The organism is Zoogloea sp., assembly GCF_044344315.1.
In the GTDB taxonomy this organism is placed as follows: domain Bacteria; phylum Pseudomonadota; class Gammaproteobacteria; order Burkholderiales; family Rhodocyclaceae; genus Zoogloea.
Window position 1 is genome coordinate 1 of the sequence record NZ_JBIJDC010000081.1, and the last position, 20,617, is coordinate 20,617.

The 20,617-nt window shown below is 64.9% G+C and carries 17 protein-coding genes and 1 pseudogene; 1 reads left to right on the plus strand and 17 read right to left on the minus strand.

Going from position 1 to position 20,617, the window contains the following annotated elements:
* Window positions 1-1,370 (plus strand): annotated as a pseudogene (locus tag ACIQ09_RS15850) (ribonucleoside-diphosphate reductase, adenosylcobalamin-dependent); the annotation flags it as partial.
* Between the two features lie 53 nt (window positions 1,371-1,423).
* Here ACIQ09_RS15850 and ACIQ09_RS15855 read toward each other — a convergent pair.
* The 17 genes from ACIQ09_RS15855 to ACIQ09_RS15935 all read right to left on the minus strand — a co-directional run.
* Window positions 1,424-2,491, minus strand: a complete 1,068-nt coding sequence (locus ACIQ09_RS15855; RefSeq protein ID WP_398311900.1) for a chemotaxis response regulator protein-glutamate methylesterase — start codon at window positions 2,489-2,491, stop codon at window positions 1,424-1,426.
* 17 nt (window positions 2,492-2,508) lie between these two features.
* Complete coding sequence (locus ACIQ09_RS15860; protein WP_398311903.1) at window positions 2,509-2,823, minus strand: lipid asymmetry maintenance protein MlaB; 315 nt, start codon at window positions 2,821-2,823, stop codon at window positions 2,509-2,511.
* Between the two features lie 139 nt (window positions 2,824-2,962).
* Window positions 2,963-3,565, minus strand: coding sequence for an excisionase family DNA-binding protein (locus ACIQ09_RS15865; protein WP_398311906.1), 603 nt, complete (start codon window positions 3,563-3,565; stop codon window positions 2,963-2,965).
* A 396-nt stretch (window positions 3,566-3,961) separates the two neighbouring features.
* Complete coding sequence (locus tag ACIQ09_RS15870; RefSeq protein WP_398311909.1) at window positions 3,962-7,054, minus strand: hypothetical protein; 3,093 nt, start codon at window positions 7,052-7,054, stop codon at window positions 3,962-3,964.
* Window positions 7,055-7,062: 8 nt separating this feature from the next.
* Window positions 7,063-9,135 carry a TIR domain-containing protein gene (locus ACIQ09_RS15875; RefSeq protein ID WP_398311912.1) on the minus strand — a complete coding sequence of 691 codons (2,073 nt, stop codon included), beginning with the start codon at window positions 9,133-9,135 and terminating at the stop codon, window positions 7,063-7,065.
* An 8-nt stretch (window positions 9,136-9,143) separates the two neighbouring features.
* A complete protein-coding gene (locus ACIQ09_RS15880) occupies window positions 9,144-9,404 on the minus strand; it encodes a hypothetical protein (RefSeq protein ID WP_398311915.1) in 261 nt (86 codons plus the stop codon).
* Between the two features lie 174 nt (window positions 9,405-9,578).
* A complete protein-coding gene (locus ACIQ09_RS15885) occupies window positions 9,579-10,658 on the minus strand; it encodes a chemotaxis response regulator protein-glutamate methylesterase (protein ID WP_398311918.1) in 1,080 nt (359 codons plus the stop codon).
* Window positions 10,659-10,693: 35 nt separating this feature from the next.
* Window positions 10,694-11,188: a chemotaxis protein CheD gene (locus ACIQ09_RS15890; RefSeq protein ID WP_398311921.1), complete on the minus strand. Its 495-nt coding sequence runs from the start codon at window positions 11,186-11,188 to the stop codon at window positions 10,694-10,696.
* A gap of 4 nt (window positions 11,189-11,192) precedes the next feature.
* A complete protein-coding gene (locus ACIQ09_RS15895; protein ID WP_398311924.1) occupies window positions 11,193-12,032 on the minus strand; it encodes a CheR family methyltransferase in 840 nt (279 codons plus the stop codon).
* A gap of 4 nt (window positions 12,033-12,036) precedes the next feature.
* The gene (locus ACIQ09_RS15900; protein ID WP_398311927.1) at window positions 12,037-12,600 is read right to left on the minus strand and encodes a chemotaxis protein CheW; all 564 of its coding nucleotides are present in this window, start codon (window positions 12,598-12,600) and stop codon (window positions 12,037-12,039) included.
* A 3-nt stretch (window positions 12,601-12,603) separates the two neighbouring features.
* The gene (locus ACIQ09_RS15905) at window positions 12,604-14,208 is read right to left on the minus strand and encodes a methyl-accepting chemotaxis protein (RefSeq protein WP_398311930.1); all 1,605 of its coding nucleotides are present in this window, start codon (window positions 14,206-14,208) and stop codon (window positions 12,604-12,606) included.
* Window positions 14,209-14,236: 28 nt separating this feature from the next.
* The gene (locus tag ACIQ09_RS15910) at window positions 14,237-16,471 is read right to left on the minus strand and encodes a chemotaxis protein CheA (protein WP_398311933.1); all 2,235 of its coding nucleotides are present in this window, start codon (window positions 16,469-16,471) and stop codon (window positions 14,237-14,239) included.
* An 18-nt stretch (window positions 16,472-16,489) separates the two neighbouring features.
* Entirely contained in the window at window positions 16,490-16,804 is a 315-nt protein-coding gene (locus ACIQ09_RS15915) for a lipid asymmetry maintenance protein MlaB (RefSeq protein ID WP_398311936.1), read from the minus strand.
* A 31-nt stretch (window positions 16,805-16,835) separates the two neighbouring features.
* Window positions 16,836-17,204: a response regulator gene (locus ACIQ09_RS15920; protein WP_398311939.1), complete on the minus strand. Its 369-nt coding sequence runs from the start codon at window positions 17,202-17,204 to the stop codon at window positions 16,836-16,838.
* 10 nt (window positions 17,205-17,214) lie between these two features.
* Window positions 17,215-18,423, minus strand: coding sequence for a methyl-accepting chemotaxis protein (locus ACIQ09_RS15925; RefSeq protein ID WP_398311942.1), 1,209 nt, complete (start codon window positions 18,421-18,423; stop codon window positions 17,215-17,217).
* Window positions 18,420-19,076 carry a helix-turn-helix domain-containing protein gene (locus ACIQ09_RS15930; RefSeq protein ID WP_398311945.1) on the minus strand — a complete coding sequence of 219 codons (657 nt, stop codon included), beginning with the start codon at window positions 19,074-19,076 and terminating at the stop codon, window positions 18,420-18,422. Before ACIQ09_RS15930 ends, ACIQ09_RS15925 begins: the two co-directional genes overlap by 4 nt.
* 382 nt (window positions 19,077-19,458) lie before the next feature.
* Window positions 19,459-20,617: aconitase family protein (locus ACIQ09_RS15935; protein ID WP_398311948.1), on the minus strand; the 1,159-nt coding region annotated here is incomplete at its 5' end.

Genomic DNA, 20,617 nt, shown 5'->3' on the forward strand with positions numbered 1-20,617 from the left:
CCGTCGAGGACTACGCCTGGCGTCTCTACAAGCACCTGGGCGGCGATGTCGCCAAGCTGCCCGAGTACTTCGTGACCGCCCTGGAGATCTCTGCCAAGGCCCATAAGGACATGGTTGCCGCGGTCGCCCCCTACGTGGACACCTCCATCTCCAAGACGGTGAACGTGCCCGCCGACTATCCCTACGCCGAGTTCGAGAACCTCTACCTCGACGCCTGGAAGTCCGGCCTGAAGGGCCTGGCCACCTATCGTCCCAACAGCGTGCTGGGCTCGGTGCTGTCGGTTACCCCAAGCAGCGAGCAGAAGCAGCCCCAGGACGTGGAGATGTCCGACGACACCAACCGTCGCCTGTCCATCAAGAGCCTGCCCGCCCCGGTGCTGTCGTCCCTGCGCTGGCCCGGCCGCCCGGACCTGCCGGACGGCAACGCCGCCTGGACCTACATGCTCAACACGCCGCAGGGCAACTTCGCCCTCTTCGTGGGCCACATGGATCCGGTCGAAGACAGCCCCGCCAAGGGTTCCTTCCCGTTCGAGGTGTGGGTGAATGGTGCTGACCAGCCCCGCGGCCTGGGGGCGGTGGCCAAGACCCTGTCCATGGACATGCGCGCCAACGATCGCGGCTGGCTCAAGCTCAAGCTCGAGACCCTGTCCAAGACCGTCGGTGAAAAGCCCTTCGAGCTGCGCTTCCCCCCGCACGGCGAACAGAAGCTGATGCCGGGCGTGGTGTCCGCCTTCGCCCAGGTGGTGCGCTACCGCTGCGAACGGCTCAACGCCCTCGACGGCGACCTGCCGACCCCGGTGCTCGACAGCGTGTTCAGCCTGCAGGAGCCCAAGACCGGCACCGACGGCACCCTGTCCTGGACGGTGGACATCCAGAACCCGGCCACCGGCGAAGACTTCGTGCTCGGCCTGAAGGAAATCACCCTGCCGGACGGCGTCACCCGCCCCTACTCCATGTGGCTTTCGGGCAACTACCCGCGCGCCCTGGACGGCCTGTCGCGCATCCTGTCCCTGGACATGCGTGTGATGGACCCGGCCTGGATCGGCATGAAGCTGCGCAAGCTGATCGACTACCCGGAACCCCTGGGTGACTTCATGGCCTTCGTGCCCGGCACCCGCCGCCAGCAGAACTGGCCGTCCACCGTGGCCTACCTGGCTGCACTGATCATCCACCGCTACGCCATGCTCGGCGTGCTGGACGAAGCCGGCTACCCGACCCGCGAGATGGGCATCCTCGAATCCCCCCGCGACAACAACGAGCCCAAGCTGATGCAAGGCGCCCTGTGCAATGAATGCGGCAACCACTCGGTGATCCGCAAGGATGGTTGCGACTTCTGCACCGCCTGCGGCGCCGTGGGCACCTGCGGCTGATAAAAGCTGCAAGCCACGGAGTCACCTGCCCGCCCCCGCAAGGGGCGGGCTTTTTATTGCTCCGGGCCCGCCCGGGGGGCCGGATCGAACCGCCCCATGATGGCATCGGCAATCGCCTGCAGGGGCAGGATGCGGGACACTGCGCCCATCCTCACGGCCTCGCCAGGCATGCCGTAGCCCACGCAGCTCGCCTCATCCTGGGCGATGGTGCAGGCGCCGGCATCGTGCATTTCCTTCAGCCCGCGCACGCCGTCATTGCCCATACCGGTCATGATGATGCCCATGGCGTCCTTGCCGGCAAAGCGTGCCGCCGAAAGGAACAATACATCGACCGAAGGCCGGCGTCGGCTGACCGGGGGGCCGTCGATGATATCCACCACGTACTGAACTCCGCTGCGTTTGAGCTGAATGTGAGAGCCCCCGGGAGCAATCAGCACCTTGCCGGGCAGCACCCTGTCTCCGTGACGCGCCTCCCTTACGTCGACCTCACAGAGCGGATCGAGCAGCCTGGCAAATGCGCCAGTGAACCTCTCGGGCATATGTACAACGACAACAATGCCCGGGGTGTTCTTTGGCAAGGCACGCAGCACGGTTTCCAGAGCGCGGGCACCGCCGGCAGACGCACCCATCACCACCACCGGCCCGACGCCAGGGGGCAGGCACCTATCCGAGTCGTGAGGCGTCGCCGGCTTGGGCACGTACCCCTCACTCACCAGCCCCACGCGGGCTTCGGATGCCGCTCGGACTGCATGCAGCAGATCGTCCGAAAGATCCGCCGGCGCGTGCAGGGAGAGTTTGGTGGGCCGGGTGACAGCGCACACGGCGCCTGCGCTCAGAGCGTCGAGTGCCAGTTCGGCACCCTTTTCGGTCGCGGGTGCGGAAACCACAACCGGGATGGGGCGTTCGTTCAGAATCTGTCTGAGCAGGGTCAGGCCATCCAGGTCCGGGAGGCCCAACTGGAGGACGATCACGTCCGGCCATCGGCTATCCAGGGCTTCGCGGACATGCCGCGGGTCGGCTGCGACGCCGGTGATCTCGATGCCCTCGGCAGAAGGCTGCTCAGTCAGCACCTGGTGCAACAGGGGAGAATCATCGACGATCATGACCTTGATTGAGGACACGGGTTTGCTCCTGACAATCAGGATTGCGCCTGCGGCGCGTCCTTGAAGAATTCAGTCAAATGGCAGAAGGCAAGCGCCTCTCTTATCCGCTCGCTGGTGGCGACCAGGCGCAGGGCGCGCTCACAGGCCTGTGCTTCCATGCGCAGGGACACCAACAGCTGAATACCCGCTGCGTCGATGTCGCTGACACCGGAAAGATCCAGTTCCACGCTGCCCGCCGCATTCATTGCGGCGAGCAAGGCGTCGCGCCACCTGGCTGCCGTGTAGATGGTCATCGGGCCGGCGATCCGTACCCGGCTGTGACCCACGTGGGTCTGTTCTGACGCGCTCATGAGGTTCTCTTCTGCGAAGGGAAGGCACGCGCCGAAAGACCGCTTCGGGGCGTCGCCAACAGAGTAGGAGGGCTAAGCCGAAGGCAGCACCGGCGGATGGCATTTATTGTCGATTGAAGGCTCATCACATATCCTTGACTCAGCGCACGGCCTCGGCGCGCTGCCGCTTGCACCGGAAGGCCCGCACCAGGGCGGCGATCTCCTGCCCCTCCACCGGCGGCGCCATCACCACGACCTCATCGGGCAGACGCTCGCGCACACCGGCCCTGTCCGCCTCCGAGGCCACCAGGACCACCACCAGTATCAGGCGCTCCCTGGCATGAGCCACAAGGGCGTGGACCATGGCGAAAAAATCCAGGCCAGCAATGCCAAGATCAGTGATCAGCACCTTGGGCCGGGTCTCACCGATACGGATCAGCGCCTCGAACCCGCTGTTGGCTGTCTCAACCCGACAGTCGGGCAGGACGTCCTCGAGGATTGCCCGCAGGGCCTCACCGCCTTCCCGCTCCTCGCGCAGCACCAGTACCCCGAAAGGGTCAGGTGGCGCCGTTGCAGCACACCGGTGCTGGCGCATCAGGCTCTCTACCGAATCGAGCAGGATGCGGCTATGCCCGCCGGGAGTTCTCCACGCCTGAAGATGGCCCTCCTCGACCCACAGCTGCGTCGTGCGCACACTGATCCCGAGCAAACGGGATGCCTCGCGGGTCGAGCAGATGCGGGTGGTGTCGGGTTGCGGAGTCATGGCCCCTCCAAAATTTTTGCGATATTATCATTTTTATTGTTTATGTGTTTTATTGTTGTATTTAATGTTTGCGTTGGCGCGGAAACTTCTCACACTTATCGCAAACCTGCCTTAAACACATCAAACAAGACACAAATAAATCTCTTTATTACTGAGTTAATTAACTTTTTTCTAACCCTCAACGCCACACTTTTTGTTGGCGGGTAGAACAAGAAGAGCAAACAATGACCGACATCCAAAGACAGGGTTGTTGTTTTTATCAAATAAGATGTTTTCGGCGAGATGATCCACCCGCAGGAGGCGGCAAACACCCCTGCCGGTCAGTGCCGGAAAGCGCACACGCGCCTTTGCTTCAGCTGGGTCGGACTGGGGGGGATGGCGCCGGAAGGAGGGCTGCTAGGGGCGACGTGTATCGAGAAGGGAGCGGGCGAAGTCGGTCAGTTCATCATCTGCCCTTGCCCAGGCTTCACCGTCAAAGGTGGTGATGCGGTCGCCGTTGCGGCGCAGGATGCGCTTCCCGTCGGCACTGAAGCGCGCGTCACGCACCCGGTCGGCCTCCCCCTCCAGGGTGCTGAGGGCCTGCCGATCCCAGCTCCACACCCGTGCGCTACCATCTGCACCGGTGGAGACGATGCGCTCCCCATCCGGATGGATATCCAGGCTGATCACCGGCCCGGCATGGGCGGCAATACCGCTGTGGTCCTGCCGGGGCGCGTCCAGATCGTAGAGCCGCAGGTGACCGTCGGATCCGCCGCTGGCGAGGCGACGCCCGCGTCGGTCAAAGGCCAGCGCGTAGATGGGGCTATCCAGGTCGTCCGCCTCGAAAACCACCGCCCCTCCCGTCACGGGCAGCACCCGCAGATGCCCGCTGGTCAGGCCGAGGGCAATCTGCGTAGCGTCGCTACTGAACACCGCCGTACGCACTACCTCGCCCTTGTTGAGCAAGACGCGACCAGCAGCGCTGCCACCGCTTTCAAAAAGCTCACCGGTGGCGATGCGGAAACTGTACTTGCCGTTGGCGCTGAGGATCAGCCCATTGCCCATGGGCGGCAGAAAATCGGCCGGCTGGAGACGCCACAGCTTGACCGTGCCGTCGGCACCAGCGCTCACCACCCGCGCACTGTCAGGCGCAAACAGCGCGGCCCTGACCTCCTGACCATGGCCGCGGAACTCTCGGGCGCGGAAAGCGAAGGGCTCGTCCCACACTCGCACGGTGTCGTCCCTGCCATAGGACAGGATGCGTCGACCGTCCGGACTGAAGTAGGCCGCCAGGGCGCCCCCCGCATGCACGCCGGGCAAGACATGGGGCGCCATGCCCTGGGGCTGAACGTCGGGCAACACACTCCAGACGTAGACGCCCCCGTCGGAACCGGTGGCCACCAGACGTCGGCCATCGGGGGCGTAGCGCACCGACGTGGCGGACACCGGGGGCTGATCCGCCTGGACCGGAAGCTCAAGGGGATGCCCGATGAGGCGGCCGCGGGCTGTCCAGCGGTAGAGCGTGCCATCGGCCACGGCCACCGCCACTTCCGTGCCATCGGGGGAGAAGCTGGCCCCAAAGACCTCATCGGGATGGGTCAGGGTGACCACGCTGCCATCGACCACGTCCCAGATGCGAGCAGTGTTGTCGTTGTTGCCGTAGGACAGCACCCACTTGCCGCTGTCGTCGAAACTGGCCGAGCCTACATTGCCGAAATGCCCCGACAGTCGGGCCAGCGCACAAGCCCCACCGGCTCCGGTGAGCAGCAGATCCGGCGTGGTGCCGTCCTCCGATTCGCGGATCGCCACCACCCGCTTGCCGTCGCGGCTGATATCCGCATCCAGCCAGGGTGGGCCGCCGACGTGGCCACATTCGGTCAGCAGCTTTCCGCTCCGATCCCAGACCCGCAACAGACCATCCCGGCCGGCCGAGACAATACGCGAGCCATTCTCCGACGCGGCAATCGCCACCACCGGGCCGCCGTGGATGACGCGCGCCTGCACGGCCAGGCTCTGGCTGTTGAGCAGGCGCGCCTCACCGTCATCACCGGCACTGACAATCCACGCCCCATCGCGGCTAAAGGCCACCGCATTGGCAGCGCCCTTGTGGGGTGCCAGCGCCGGGTTGTGCAGGAATCCGGAAATCGCCAGGCGCAAGGTGTTGCGGACGTTGCGGTCGTCCGAACCGGCAGCCAGGCCAAGGGCCTCCTCCAGGGCCCTGCGGGTGTCCACCTCAATGCGGTCGGTCACTTCCGCAGCGATGCGGCGGGCGTCGGCCTCTTGCCTGTCCTGGTGCAAGGTGTACAGATTGAGGCCCACGGCAGCCAGCAGCGCGAGGCCTGCCAGCCCGCCCAGACACTGGTTGCGACGGCGGAAACGCTGGTCCGCCCAGGGCCGCACGATCTCGATGAAGGCATCGTGCTGCAATTCGTAGCTCACGCCCCCCGCAGCATCCCGGGTGCGCACGATGCGATGCTCCCGGAGCACATCCAGGACCCGCTCGGTGCGCTGTTCGGAGGTCCCCGCCTGGGCAGCCAGCGCTTCGAGCGGATAGGCGATCTTGACACCGTTACGGGGGGCCAGTGCCTTCAGGACCTGGGCGGCGTCGAGGGACTGGAACAGGCCGAAATGGCGGGTCACGTCATGCAGGTAGGCGGCAATGATGCCGCGACGCTCGCCCAGAGCCAGGTAGTCGGCCATGCGCAGGCCGGGCGCGCCCCCTGCCAGGGCCTTGTCCCACAGGCAGCGGCAGATAAGCTGCAGGAAAGGCAGTTCGATGCCGCCCCGGAACAGGCGGCCGGCGGACTTTTCAGGATCACCGGGAGCCAGGTCATCCAGCAGGCGATCTACCAGCTCCTCGTCACACACCCCGCCAAAGCGCCGGGCAGGCGCGGCGATGGCCTCCCGGGCGCGATCCCGGTCCAGATGCTCCAGGTGATAGGTGGACGCAAACAGGGACAGCACATGCCCACGCAGACACGCATCGACGCTGGCCAGGAATTCCTCGCGGAAGGACAGCACCACCCGCAGATCAAGGGGCGTGCGCAGCAGGGCACCCAGGGCAACGGGCAGATGCCCCAAATCGCCGGCGTAGCGCTGCAGGTACTCCTCAAACTGGTCCAGCACCAGCACCAGGGTGCTGTCGTCCCGGGACAACGCTACGCGAGCCGCATCCACCAGCTGACCTGACCCGGGCGCCTGCGGGCTGCCGGCAATGGCCTGAGCCACAGCGTCACAGGGGTCGGGCGTGTTCCACTTGTCGAAGTACACCACCTGCGCTTCTTCGGCCCGCAGCTCCGGAATCACCAAAGCCCGAAGCAGCGAGGTCTTGCCTACCCCGGACGGGGCATAGAGCAGGGTCAGCGGATGGGAGAAGAGCTTGTTGATGAGCAACTGGGCATCCCGCTCCCGGCCGAAAAAACGGTCGCGCTCGGCCTCGGTATAGGGTTTGAGGCCGATATAGGGCTCATGGACATCGGCGGGCAGCAGGGAATGGGGAGCGTCGGACATGGGTAGCCCTACTTGAATTGCCCGAGGGTCTGCACGAAGGCTTCACAGTCGGACTGGAGGCGATCCTCCGCCGCCACCAGCTGGGCCCAGAAGCGCTCCTCTATGGGCGACACCGCCGTGCGTACGGCGTAGCGCCGCCGCGGCCGCACCTGCCCCTCGTTGCTGAAGATGTGCCCGACCAAACGGTAATGCCACACATCCAGGTTGTAGCCGAGAAACAGCAGGGCACTCTTCTGCAGACGCCGCGAGAAGGCGCTGGGCGGCTTGGTGTGCTCGTTCTCCAGGCGACCGAGAAAGGTCATGTGATCGCTCTCGGTGATGACCACCGTGTCGATGCCTGAATGGCGATCAGCCAGCTCGTTGGCGAAGGGGGAGCCAACGATCTTGTAGATGATCCGATCTCCATGCTCCCCCAGGTCCGAAATCAGCCAGTTATCGGCCAGCTTGACCTCCACCGAGGGCGTCTGCCCTCCCCTGCGGATCACCAGCAGGCGCCCATCCAGCTCATCATCCTCGGCCGTCAGGATGTGGGTGACCACCGTGAAGGGCAGCCCGGCCTGCTCCAGCAGGCTCTCGAAGACCCAGTCGTAACTGGCCGAGACGATGATCCAGGGGGTCTGCATGGCCGCCAGGAAGCGGTGGGTCTGGGTCTGGGCCTGAACGACGGACTGGCTCTGCTCGCGCAGTACGGTGGTGAGACGCCTGAGAAAGGCACCCCGCTCGCCACCAAAAACCAGCAGCAGATATTCCGCTGCGGTAGCCAGCGGGTAGCGTTCGTCAAGGCGCATGCCGGCTTCCAGGCCGGCGGTCTCAATCAGGGCACTGACCAGCCGGAAGGCACTGAGGGGACCACTGCCGAAAACCCCGTCACCCACCAGGGGCACCAGCCGCCCTTCGTCCAGGGCTCCGCGGATGGCCAGGAAGAACTCGCGATTGCCGCGAAGGGCGGTGGCCGTCGGCGCTGCGGTGGTGCGCCGGGCAACCTCCCCGCGGCTGGAGTTGGTGTTGAAGCCCTTGCTCAGGGGCTGGTTCTCGGGGGCCTCGGCTTCAATGCGGGCCTGCACGTAGCGGCAAATTTCATCGGCGGTGAGGATGCAGTCACCGTCATCCGCCTCGAAGGTCTCCACTCCATGCACGAACCAGCGCACCAGCCGGGAGACGGAGCCCCCCCGCTCTGCCACATCCCGATCCAGCACCGTGCTCCCCGCCAGCACGTACTTGCCCTGCCCCTGCCCCAGGTTGGAGACGAGAATGGACGGGATATCCACCTGCCCGACCGCATCTGCAGTCAGGCTGTAGATGCAGTCAAGCAGGATGACCAGCTGGGAAGCGCTGCTCTCGTTCAGCGCCCGCTTGGCAATCCACTCCATGGAGATCGCCGTCGCATCCAGATAATCGAGCTCGGAGTCGTTGGGGCACAGGTAGAGATCGCCCCGGGCCGACAGCTTGGCGTGGCCGCAGTAATAGAGCAGCACCGTGTCGTTGGGCAGGGCATCCTTGAAGACCTTCTGCAGGCTCTTCATCAGCGCCGTTTTTTCCGGGTTGATCAGGGTCTCTACCTGGAAGTGAGTGTCGTCCCGATCGGCCAACAGCTTGCGAAGGGCGTCCACACTGCTTGAGGCGCAGCCGGGAGCCTGGAAACCGGCGCCGTGGGCGTAGGCATCGACACCCACCAGCAGGGCCGAACGGCTGCCACGCACGCGTTTCTCCAGGGGTGTGATCAAAACCTCGGCCAGCAGTGGATCGTCCGCCTCCCCGTTCCAGGCCCGCAGGTCTATCCACTGGGACTCGGTGAACCCGAGGGGTACGTCCTCACCGTCGAGGCAGACCTGCAGCAGCGTCCGGCGTTGGGCTGCACGGCTGGCTTCGGAGCGCACGAAGTCCTTTTCCCGGGAGGTCTCGCTCCACAGCACCACCACGCAGCGCGCGTCGTCGATCTGCTCCTCGAGCTCCTTGCGCCAGGTGCAGGCGGCGTCCAGATCCTTATCCCACCACACCGAGAAGCGGGCTGCCAGGGCCGCAGCGAGGACTTCTGCCCGGGCCCTGTCGGTGTGTCCGTAACTGAGGAAAATGTCGGCCATGGCGATGCCTATTGGGCAATGCCCGGTACTGCACCCCAGGGGGTGTAGCAGGCACAGGCCGAGCCGACCGGCATGGCTACTGCCATCGGGCAGGGCCCGGCGTTGGTCATGCACAGGGTGGCGAACCGCGGGCGCGGCATTTGCTGCTGCTGTGGAGGCATCGACGGCACGCGCTGCTGGGTCGTACCGCCGCACAGGCGATCAATCTCCATCTGCGGCACCCCCTCGTTACGCAACTGGATGCGCTCGCGGGTCGTGCAGAAAGCCAATGCGTCCGCTGCCGGCAAACAAGCGGCCGCCAATAGCCCTAGCAACACCAAGCGATGCGTCATGGAACTCTTCACCCCGCGACCGGAAGCCTCATTTCCTTTATACGGCGCGACTCTCCGAATGTCCATGCGCGATGGAACGAATCCCCATGCCGGCAGACTTGCCGGTCCGCATCACCCCTTGCGGCTGATCCGCCCAAGGATGGCGGACGGAATGTCCCGGAGCGGCAGGATGCGGTCGACCGCGCCGAGCTTCACGGCCTCCTTGGGCATGCCATAGACCACACAGCTGGCCTCGTCCTGGGCAACGGTCCAGGCGCCGGCATCGTGCATTTCCTTCAAGCCGCGGGCGCCGTCATCACCCATCCCGGTCATGATGATGCCCACCGCGTTCCTGCCCGCAAAGCGGGCAACAGACCGGAACAGGACGTCCACCGAAGGTCGGTGGCGACTCACCGGCGGACCGTCGACCACATCCACCACATACTGGGCGCCACTGCGCTTGAGAAGCATGTGGCGACCTCCCGGTGCGATCAGCACCCGACCTGGCACCACCCGGTCGCCGTGACGCGCTTCGCGCACCTCGACCTCGCACAGGGTGTCGAGACGCTGGGCAAAGGCGCCGGTGAACTTCTCTGGCATATGCTGGACGACCACAATACCCGGGCATACCCGCGGCAGGGCGCGCAACACGGCCTCCAGCGCCTGGGTGCCGCCCGTCGATGTGCCGATCGCCACCACCGTCTCGGTGGTCTGGGCCATCGCGGTGCCCGGCGGCAGGATGGCATCGGCCGACAGCTTCGGCGCCGGCGGCATGGGGGCCGCCTGGCTCGCCGCCAAAAGGCGTCGCACGTTGGCGCGGGCTGCAACCTTGACCGCGCTGACGAGATCATCCGAGCTATCCATCAGGAATTGCTTCAGACCCATCCTGGGCTTGGTCACGACGCAGACCGCACCTGCGGAAAGGGCCTGCAGCGCTGTTTCCGACCCCTTCTCGGTCAGGGTCGAGCAGATCACCACCGGCGTGGGGCGCTCGGCCATGATCTTGCGCAGGAAGGTGATTCCGTCCATGCGCGGCATCTCCACGTCGAGGACGATGACGTCCGGCCAGCAGGTCTTCATCCGCTCCAGGGCAAATACCGGATCAACCGCCGTGCCGATAATTTCAATGGCGTGATCCTCGCCCAGTGTTGCCGACAAGACCTGGCGGACCACCGCCGAGTCGTCGACGATCATGACCTTGATGGGGGGCATGGCTTTCCTGTTTTTCTGTAATTGTTTAAGTGACGTCAGCCGGGCCTGCCTGCCGCGTGCCTCATGGTGACACGCCCGCTCCAGATGTCGAAGAGCAGGTGGCGATGACCGTTGCCTTCGACATGGGCGCCCACGCAGCTCAGGCGATGGGTGCGCACCAGCTCATGGGCAAGCACCACGTTCTTCTGCCCGATCAAGGGGGTGCCGCGCCCGCCGGCCAGATCGGGAAACATGTTGCCACCGCCAAAAAGGCGGACCCGGTAGTCTTCGGGCCGCGTCCGGGCGGCCCGGATCTCCCTGAGCATCAGGTCGATGGCCTCATCCCCGTAGCGTCCGTCCAGCCCGCGGGAAGGGGTGCGTCCGCGGCTGGGCAGCACGAAGTGGCACATCCCGCCGATCAGCCTGTCGGGATGCCAGAACACCGCGGACACGCAGGAGCCAAGCACGGTGCGGATACGTGTGTGGCGGTCGCCGAAATACCACTCGCCCGGCTGCAGGAATATCTCGACGACCCCGTCGGGCATGCGCATGGGTTCAGGCCGCCGGCTTGCGGTAGATCGATGGGCGGACGGTCTTCAGCGCATCGGAGACGCCGTTGAGGTTTTCCGAATGGCTGAGCATGAAATAGCCCCCCGGCCGCAGCAGCGGCAGGATGCGCCGGATCACCTGACGTTTGGTTTCCAGGTCGAAATAGATCATCACGTTGCGCAGGAAGATCACGTCGAACTGGCCGATGTCCGGCAGGGTGGCGTTCAGGTTGATCTGGCGGAAATTGATTCTTCCGCGCAGCTCGGGCTTCATCATGAAGGTGCCGTCCTGGCTGCCGATGCCCTTCAGGCAGTACTTCGCCAGCAGCGGCCGGGGAATGCCCGCCGCATCGTCCATCGGGTAACGCCCCTCCCGCGCGTGGGTCAGCACGCGGGTGGACAGATCCGACGCGACGATCTCCCACGGGCGCCCTCCCAGCACCTCGGCCATCACCATGGCGATGGTGTAGGGCTCCTCGCCGCTGGAGCAGGCGCCGCTCCACACCCGCACCGTGCTTTGCCCCTTGAGTTCGGGCAGGGCGTGGCTGCGCAGGAAGTCGAAATGCTTGGGCTCACGGAAGAAGTAGGTCTCGTTGGTGGTCAGCAGGTCCACCGCAATCTGGCGTTCCCCGGCGTCGGCCTGCACCCGCTGGAGGTAGCTGCCGTAGCCGTCCAGATCCAGCTGGCGCAGCCGGCGGGCCAGCCGCCCGGCCACCAGCTGCTTCTTGGCGTCGGACAGGCTGATCCCGGCCAGGGAGTACATCATCGCGCGGAACTGGCCAAACTCCCGATCGGTGAGCTGGCCCTGCAGCCCCGTGACGTGGCGCTGGACGGCAGTCGTGGTCATGGTCTCAGCCCGCCACGCTGCTGCCGAGGCGCGGCAAGGTGCCCGCGTCCATCGGCGTCCCCTGCCGGGACAGCTCGTCGAGCACCGACAGTTCATCCGTAGACAGCACCGCCTCCACATTGAGCAGGATCACGAAGCCGCCCGCCACCTTGCCCATGCCTAGGATGAAATCCGCCCGGATGCGCGCGCCGAAGGCCGGCGGCGCCTCAACCTCGCCGGGCGGGATCTCCAGCACCTCGCTCACCGTATCCACCAGAATGCCCAGCACCTGGCACTCATCGCTGCCGCCCATCTCGATGATGACGATGCAGGTACGTCGGGTGATCTCGGTGGGCTTGCCGCCGAAGCGCGCCTTCAGATCGATCACCGGCACCACCGCGCCACGCAGGTTGATGACCCCGCGGATGCTCGGCGGCATCATGGGCACGGTGGTCACCTGACCGTATTCGATGATCTCCTTCACGCTGAGGGTCTCGACGGCGTACATCTCGCCGCCCAGGGTGAAGGTCAGGTACTGGCGGGGCTCGGCGGCGACCGCCAGCGCGTCTTTCCTGGCAAGTGTAGCCATCTCTCAGCCCTCGAACTGGACGTACTCGGTCTGAAAGATCGGCGCCCGGCCCGACTGGCGACGGCTCTCCGCGCGGCTGGCGACCTCGGCGCGGGCGGGCCGTGCCCGATGGCCGCTGGCGAGCTTGAAGTAGGCCATCGCCTTGCTCAGTTGCTCGGCCTGGGCGCTCATCTCCTCGGCGGTGGCCGCGAGCTCTTCGGAGGCTGAGGCGTTTTGCTGGGTGGTCTGGGAGAGCTGGGCCATCGCGGCGTTGATCTGGCCGACGCCGGAGCTCTGCTCGTCCGACGCGGAGGCGATCTCCTGGACCAGATCGGAAGTCTTGGTGATGCTCGGGATGATGCCCTCGAACAGCGTCCCGGCCCGCTCGGCCAGGGCCACGCTGCTCCTGGCGGTCTCGGAGATCTCCTGGGCCGCCACCTGGCTGCGCTCGGCCAGTTTGCGCACCTCGGCCGCCACCACTGCAAAGCCCTTGCCGTGCTCACCAGCCCGCGCCGCCTCGATGGCCGCGTTCAGAGCCAGCAGGTTGGTCTGGTAGGCGATGTCGTCGACGATGCCGATCTTGTCGGCGATGCTCTTCATCGCCTCCACGGTCGAGCGCACGGCCTCGCCACCTTCAATCGCCTCCTTGGCCGCCTTGGCCGCCATGCTGTCGGTGAGGGTGGCGTTCTCGCTGTTCTGGGTGACGGACGCCGACATCTGCTCCATCGACGCCGAGGTTTCCTCAACGCTCGCGGCTTGCTCGCTGGAAGACTGGGACAGGCTCTGGGCAGTGGCACTCACCTCTTCCGACGCGCTGGAGAGCGAATCGGCCGAGCTGCGCACCTCGGTGATGATGGACGTCAGCCGTTCGTTCATGGTCTTCAGGCCGTAGAGCAGGCTGGACGTGTCGCCGGCCTTGGTGTCGACGGTCAGCGTCATGTCACCCTCGGCAATCTTCGACACCACGTCGGCCGCGTAAGCCGGCTCGCCGCCCAGCTGCTGCATCAGGCTGCGGGTGATGAAGATCCCGATGAGCGACACCGCAACCAGCGTGACGGCACCGATCCCCATGGCCACCCAGCGCGCATTGACAACACTCTCGGCCGCATCCTCGGCAGCCTTGCGGCCCAACTCGGCGTTGTACAGGCGATGATCCTCGAAGGCGTCCCACACGCGGGCCATGATGGCCTGGTTGGTCATGAGCAGGTCCCGCGCCTCTTCCATCTTGTTCACCCGCGAGAGCACGTAGACCCGATCGCGAAGCTGGTCAAACTCGGCCAGCGCAGCCCGGTCGGCGGCCAGCAGACTCTTGTCCTTCTCGTCGCTGAGCAGACCTTCATACTTCTTCAGCGCCTCATCGATCTTGCGATGGTTCGCGGTGATCTTCTCTTCAATCCCGGCCATCACGGCCGGATCGGACGCGGCGATGTGTTGCCACAGCTGGGTGCGGGCTGCAGCCATCGGTGCGAAGGCCGCGTCCAGTGTGAGAACGCTGGGCACCACGTTTTCATTGGCGTAGTTGGTGGTTTCATAGACCCGGCCCATCTGGGTCAGGCCCACGATGGCCAGGAGGATGATCCCGAAAGCAGCGGACAGGATCAGGGACAGCATTTTCTTGCTGACGGTCATGACGATTCTCCAAAGGATGGCCGACGGATCAAACCGGCGACAGAGTGGAAGGCAGTTGACGGGAAACGGGTTGGCGCTCGGTCACCTGCCGAACCAGCCCGGGAACATCAAGGATCAGGGCAACATCTCCGCTGCCCAGAATGGTGGAACCGCCGATGCAGCGGATATGACTGAAGACCTTGCCGAGGGGCTTGATTACGGTCTGGAACTCGCCGAAGAGCTGATCCACCACCAGCCCGGCGCGCTCCCCGGCGTACTGCACCACCACCACGTTCTCACGGCGGGGTGCCTCGCCCGGGATATCGAAGAGGTCGCGCAGGCGCACAAAGGGCAGCACCTCACCGCGCAGGTTGAGATAGCTCGCGCCCTGCTCGGGCTTGTCCGCCTCAGGCAGCTCGATGCACTCCAGCACCTGCTCCAGCGGCACCACGTAAGACGCGTTGCCGGCCCCGATGAGAAAGCCGTCGATGATGGCCAGCGTCAGCGGCAGACGCAGACGCACCGTGGTGCCCTGCCCTTCCACGCTGTCCAGATCGACGGTGCCGCGCAGCGCCAGAATGTTGCGCTTGACCACATCCATCCCCACGCCGCGCCCGGACAGATTGCTGACCTGCGTCGCGGTGGAGAAGCCGGGCTCGAAGACGAGGCCGAAGATCTCCTTGTCCGACAGCGCCTGGCCTTCACTCACCAGCCCGCGCTCGACCGCCTTCTGCAGGATGCGCTCCTTGCGCAGCCCGCCGCCGTCATCGCTCACCTCGATGACGATGCTGCCCGACTCGTGATAGGCGTTCAGGCTGAGCCGGCCCTGCCGCGGCTTGCCCCGGGCAAGGCGCACGTCAGCCGGCTCGATGCCGTGATCCAGGGCATTGCGCACGATGTGGGTGAGCGGATCGCCGATCTTCTCCACGACGGTCTTGTCCAGTTCGGTTTCGCCACCGCGGATGTCGAGCTGGATCTCCTTGCCCAGCTCGGCGGCTACGTCCCGGACCACCCGGCGAAAGCGGCTGAAGGTGGCGCCAATCTGCACCATCCGGAGCGTAAGCGCAGAGTCGCGCACATCCTCCACCAGCCGCGCCAGGACACTGGTTCTTTCCACCAGATCGGGCACTTTGAGCCGCCGCGCCACCAGTTGGGCGCCCGCGCCGGCGATGATCAGTTCGCCCACCAGGTTGATGAGCTGGTCGAGCTTGGCGGCATCAACACGGATTAGTGTGGCCTCCCCCGCCGCCGTCGCCTTGACCTGTTGCTGACGCTCAAGCGCCGCGTCCACCGTGGGCTTGTCCACCAGCTGCTGGGCCACGAGAACCTCGCCCAACAGGGGCGCGGGGCTGCTCCCGACGCTGTCCGGCCCCATTCGCCCCTGGGTTTCCAGGGCCTGAGCGAGTTCGTCCTCGGTGAGGGAGCCGCAGCGAACCAGCATCCGGCCGAGCAACAGACGGCCCTCGGGCATGTCGGCAAACAGCGCACGGTAGTCCGCAAGCGGGCCATAGGGCGGAATCAGGCGGACGACACTGTCCTCGCGGACAAAATCGAAGGCCCCATCGATGCTGGCCTGATCGGTTTCGCTGGCAAAGCTGAGCTCGTAGCCGATGTAGCAGCTCTCCGGATCAATCACCGACAGGGGTGGAATGTCGCCGAGAATCAGCTCAAGGCTGACGATCTGGCCGAAGGTGCCGAGGTAATGCAGGATCGACAGCGGGTCCATGCCATCCCGCAGCAGGTTGGGCCCGGAGCGCAGGGAGATGTGCCACATGCCGCTGGTGACGCTGTCGTTTCCGCGCACCGGCACTGCTGAGGGCGGCGCAAGGTCGTTGCCGTCTGGCCAGTCCACGTCGCTGAAGTCCGGCTCCGCCGGCGCGGCAGAAGGTGCGTCCAGGTAGGTCTGAAGCCGGGCGGCGATGGCATCGCTGCGCGCCGAGAGGGCATCGTCAGGGGCCTGCCTCGCCGCGACCCCATCGATGAGCCGCCCAAGCTGGTCACAGACCTCCAGCAGCAGGCCTCCCAGGGCCGGGCTCATTCCGAGGCGATGGTCGCGGACCCGGTCCAACACGCTCTCGGCCACGTGGGTGAAAGCCACGACGTGGTCAAGGGAGAACAGGCCCGCGGAACCCTTGATGGTGTGGGCGGCGCGGAAGATGGCGTTGACGGCTTCCGCATCGTCGGGGGTCTGTTCAAGCAGCAGAAGGGCCTCCTCCATGTTCTGGAGCAGTTCCCGGCTTTCGACGACCAGGGTCTGCAGGGCATCGTCCATTTGGGCACTCATCGTGACGGTCTCCTGCGTTCAGGCCTGCGCCGGAAGCGCATCGCTGAAAAATTCGGTCAGGCGGCAGAAGGTCAGCGCCTCGGTGACCCGCGCGCTGACGCTGAGCAGGCGCAGGGCGCGATCGGCCGCGGCCGCCTCCATACGCAGGGAAACCAGCAACTGGATACCCGCCGCGTCGATGTCGCTGACACCCGACAGATCCAGCTCCACATCACCAGGGGCGCTCATGGCCACCAACAGCCGGTCGCGCCAGTCCCTGACGGTGTAGATCGTCATTTCACCAGCAATCACCACACGGCTCGTGCCGAGCTTGCATTGATCGGATGCATTCATTGTTGTCTCCTCGTTGGGCGCGCGGGCACGATCACGGCAGGATCAGCTTGGCGACTGCCGTCAGCATCTGCGGCGGCTGGAAGGGCTTGACCACCCACGCCTTGGCACCGGCGGCCTGGCCTTCCCGTTTCTTGTCATCGCCGGACTCGGTGGTCAGCATGATCACCGGCGTGAACTTGTAGGCCGGGATCTGCTTGAGGGCCTTCACGAAGCTGATGCCGTCCATGTTCGGCATGTTCACGTCGCTGATGATCAGGTGGATCTTGCGGCCGTCGAGCTTGGTCAGTGCGTCCTTGCCATCGCACCCCTCGATCACTTCGTAGCCGGCGCCCTTGAGGGCAATGCCGACAACCTGCCGCAAGGAGGTGGAGTCATCCACGATCAGGATGGTCTTTCCCATGTCTGTTTCCTCAGAAAAATGTGATGCCTGCGGAGTCCGGGGCGCTGCCGCCGTCTCCGCGGTGCAGTGAATGTTGTTCGGGGGTGGTGTAGGCCTTGCTCATCTCGGCCATCCAGCTTGAGGCGACCAGCGCTTCCGGCTCGACCCCCACCCGAACCTCCCCCAGAGCCGACTCAAGCCGCGATTCAAGCCGCCCCATGTCGTCCGCCACATGGCTCAGCACCTGGCTGACCCGATCCTGGAACTGCAGCGAGATCAGCACCTCGGCGATCTCCCCGGCCAGGGCCTGGCCCTCGTCGGTGATTGAGCGGGAGGTATCCACCAACCCGCCTGCAGCGCAGCGCAAGCGCTGGACCACCTCGCCGATCCGCTGGCTTGACGCAGACACCAGGGTCTGGTCGTCGCGGGCGTAGCGCTGGGAGATCTCCAGGGTTTCTCCGATCGCCCCGGTTACCGACCTGACGGTGTCGCCAATGCGCTTGCCCATTTCCCCGGACGCGGTGGACAACTTCCGTACCTCGTCGGCAACCACAGCGAAGCCCCGCCCGGCCTCACCGGCGCGGGCCGCCTCGATGGCTGCGTTGAGGGCAAGCAGATTGGTCTGTTTGGCCACATCACCCACCTGCCCGGCCATGTCTTCCAGGGTGGAGGTGATGTGCCCGAGTTCGGCCACGTGGGTCAGGAGCACCTCCTTGTGAGACAAGGCCGCGCGCAGTGCGTCGACAATTTCCTCGAGTTCCTTCTCGGTGGCATTGAGGAGGCTCGCAAGATCGTCACCGGCAGTCGCCCGGGATGCGTCGAGGGCCAGTCCGATGCGCTGGGATATCTGGCCGAAGCGGGATGACAGCGCGGTAATGGCGTCCTCGGTCTGAGCACGGGCCACATGGATCTGCCCGACCCAGACCGGCAGCACCTGTTCGCACAGATTGTCCAGCCCACGCACATGCAGGCTCCCTTGGCGGGCTGCATGCGCCTCGTCGGTCAGTTGCTGGCGTTGGTCCTTGAGCGCCCTCCGATGACCACGCTCAAAGGCCAGGCCCAGACCGGCGATCATCCCCCACTGAAGCAGCGCGAGACCGGCGACAAGGGGCTGGATACCTCCTACAGCAAACAGCAGCCCCGCCGTTGCACCACCTAGGACGATCCAGGCCCAGGGCGCACCCCGGCCGGCCAGATCATCCACGGACGGGGTGGCCCGTGCAGTCATGCCCTGGTTCATCTTGTTTCCTCCTGTCTGTCACTGCCCATCTCCTCATGCCTGCGCCAGTTGCGCAGAAAGACCCTCACCAGCGCTGCCAGCTCGGAGCCATCCACCGGTGTGCCGACAATTACCACCTCATCAGGCAGGTCGCTTCTGAGCCCCAGCCGGTCTGCATCGGAGGCCACCAGCACCACGATGAGCATCGCCCGGTCTCGCCCTGCCGCTGTGAGGGTTCGTACCAGCCGGACAAGATCCAGGCCGGTCACGACGAGATCGATGATCAACACTTCGGGCGCCCGCTCGCCGATGCGCAGCAGCCCTTCAAAACCATCCTCGGCAACGGATACCCGGCAGTCGGGTAGCAAGGGCGTAAGCACCGCCTGCAGCGCCTTCCGATCCGGCTCGCTTTCGCGGACGACCAGGATCTGGAAGGGCTCGATACCCGCGCCGCCGGCACGCCGTTGCTCACCCAAGAGCCGCGCAACCGACTCGACCAGGATCCGGCGGTGCCCGCCGGGTGTCTTCCAGGCGTTCAGGCGCCCCTCCTCGACCCACAGCTGGGCCGTACGCACGCTCACTCCCAGCTGCAGCGCAGCTTCTCGGGTAGAGCAGGTCCGGGATGTCTTGGAATCAGTCATGGCGTTCGGTGAGTGTTTTGGCGATATTATCATTAATGATGTTTTACGCCGTATTTTTTGTATTTAATGTTTTTATCCTGTTTTGTAAGTCATCTCCTTACACGCCATGCGCATGACCCGACTTTTCCCGATCATCCGGGAGCTCAAAAAATACAGCACAAAACCTTGTTTTTAATAACTTTAAATTCTCTATCGGCGATCAATTCCGGATTCCATGCGCCATCCGCAAACATCTCACAAGCGCTCGCGGCTCGATAAAAACATAATCGTTTTTATCGTTTTTAATATTATTATTCGGTCCATCAAGCCCTTCACTCCGGAACGCAGCACAAAAAAAGCCCCTGACCGGTCTCCCGGTCAGGGGCTTTCTGCTGCATCGGGCCGGACTCACATCCGGCCGAGGTGCATTGAGGTGTTACATCTCGACGGTATCCGCCACTTCAGTGAAGGCCGGAATCTGGTCGAAGTTCATGTAGCGGTAGATCTCGGCAGCCTTGGCATTCACCACCTTGATCTGCTCCATGTACTCTTCCTTGGTCACGATCCGGCCGGCCAGGGCGCACATGGCGGCCAGTTCGGCGGAGCCCAGGTAGACACGGGTGTCGATGCCCAGGCGGTTCGGGAAGTTGCGGGTGGAGGTGGAGATGGCGGTGGAACCCTTGCGGATCTGGGCCTGGTTGCCCATACACAGGGAGCAGCCGGGCATTTCCATGCGGGCGCCGGACTTGCCGAGAACGCCGTAGTAGCCTTCTTCGGTCAGGATCAGGGCATCCATCTTGGTCGGCGGGGCAATCCACAGACGAGTCGGGATGTCGGACTTGCCTTCCAGCACCTTGCCGGCAGCACGGAAGTGGCCGATGTTGGTCATGCAGGAACCGATGAACACTTCGTCGATCTTGTCGCCAGCGACTTCGGACAGGATCTTCACATCATCCGGGTCGTTCGGGCAGGCCAGGATCGGCTCGGTGACTTCGGCCAGGTCGATCTCGATCACGGCGGCGTACTGGGCATTGGCATCACCCTGCAGCAGGGTGCCGTTGGCGATCCACTCTTCCATGGCCCTGATGCGGCGCTTGAGGGTGCGGGCATCCTCGTAGCCTTCGGCGATCATCCACTTCATCAGGGTGATGTTGGAACGCATGTACTCGACGATCGGATCCTTGTTCAGGGCGATCGCGCAGGCGGCGGCGGAGCGCTCGGCAGCAGCGTCGGAGAGCTCGAAGGCTTGCTCGACCTTCAGATCGGGCAGACCTTCGATTTCGAGGATGCGGCCGGAGAAGACGTTCTTCTTGCCCTTCTTCTCGACGGTCAGCAGGCCGGCCTTGATGGCGTACAGGGGGATGGCATTGACCAGGTCACGCAGGGTGATGCCCGGTTGCATCTGGCCCTTGAAGCGCACCAGCACGGATTCCGGCATGTCCAGCGGCATCACGCCGGTGGCAGCGGCAAAGGCGACCAGGCCGGAGCCGGCCGGGAAGGAGATGCCGATCGGGAAGCGGGTGTGGGAGTCGCCACCAGTGCCGACGGTGTCGGGCAGCAGCAGACGGTTCAGCCAGGAGTGGATCACGCCGTCG

Bases quoted from the DNA above. Each gene is read 5' to 3' on its own strand.
- ACIQ09_RS15925 (WP_398311942.1), bottom strand. From the start codon at position 18,423: ATGAACCAGGGCATGACTGCACGGGCCACCCCGTCCGTGGATGATCTG.
- ACIQ09_RS15860 (WP_398311903.1), bottom strand. From the start codon at position 2,823: ATGAGCGCGTCAGAACAGACCCACGTGGGTCACAGCCGGGTACGGATC.
- ACIQ09_RS15895 (WP_398311924.1), bottom strand. From the start codon at position 12,032: ATGACCACGACTGCCGTCCAGCGCCACGTCACGGGGCTGCAGGGCCAG.
- ACIQ09_RS15930 (WP_398311945.1), bottom strand. From the start codon at position 19,076: ATGATAATATCGCCAAAACACTCACCGAACGCCATGACTGATTCCAAG.
- ACIQ09_RS15905 (WP_398311930.1), bottom strand. From the start codon at position 14,208: ATGACCGTCAGCAAGAAAATGCTGTCCCTGATCCTGTCCGCTGCTTTC.
- ACIQ09_RS15915 (WP_398311936.1), bottom strand. From the start codon at position 16,804: ATGAATGCATCCGATCAATGCAAGCTCGGCACGAGCCGTGTGGTGATT.
- ACIQ09_RS15885 (WP_398311918.1), bottom strand. From the start codon at position 10,658: ATGCCCCCCATCAAGGTCATGATCGTCGACGACTCGGCGGTGGTCCGC.
- ACIQ09_RS15875 (WP_398311912.1), bottom strand. From the start codon at position 9,135: ATGGCCGACATTTTCCTCAGTTACGGACACACCGACAGGGCCCGGGCA.
- ACIQ09_RS15890 (WP_398311921.1), bottom strand. From the start codon at position 11,188: ATGCGCATGCCCGACGGGGTCGTCGAGATATTCCTGCAGCCGGGCGAG.
- ACIQ09_RS15865 (WP_398311906.1), bottom strand. From the start codon at position 3,565: ATGACTCCGCAACCCGACACCACCCGCATCTGCTCGACCCGCGAGGCA.
- ACIQ09_RS15910 (WP_398311933.1), bottom strand. From the start codon at position 16,471: ATGAGTGCCCAAATGGACGATGCCCTGCAGACCCTGGTCGTCGAAAGC.
- ACIQ09_RS15900 (WP_398311927.1), bottom strand. From the start codon at position 12,600: ATGGCTACACTTGCCAGGAAAGACGCGCTGGCGGTCGCCGCCGAGCCC.
- ACIQ09_RS15920 (WP_398311939.1), bottom strand. From the start codon at position 17,204: ATGGGAAAGACCATCCTGATCGTGGATGACTCCACCTCCTTGCGGCAG.
- ACIQ09_RS15870 (WP_398311909.1), bottom strand. From the start codon at position 7,054: ATGTCCGACGCTCCCCATTCCCTGCTGCCCGCCGATGTCCATGAGCCC.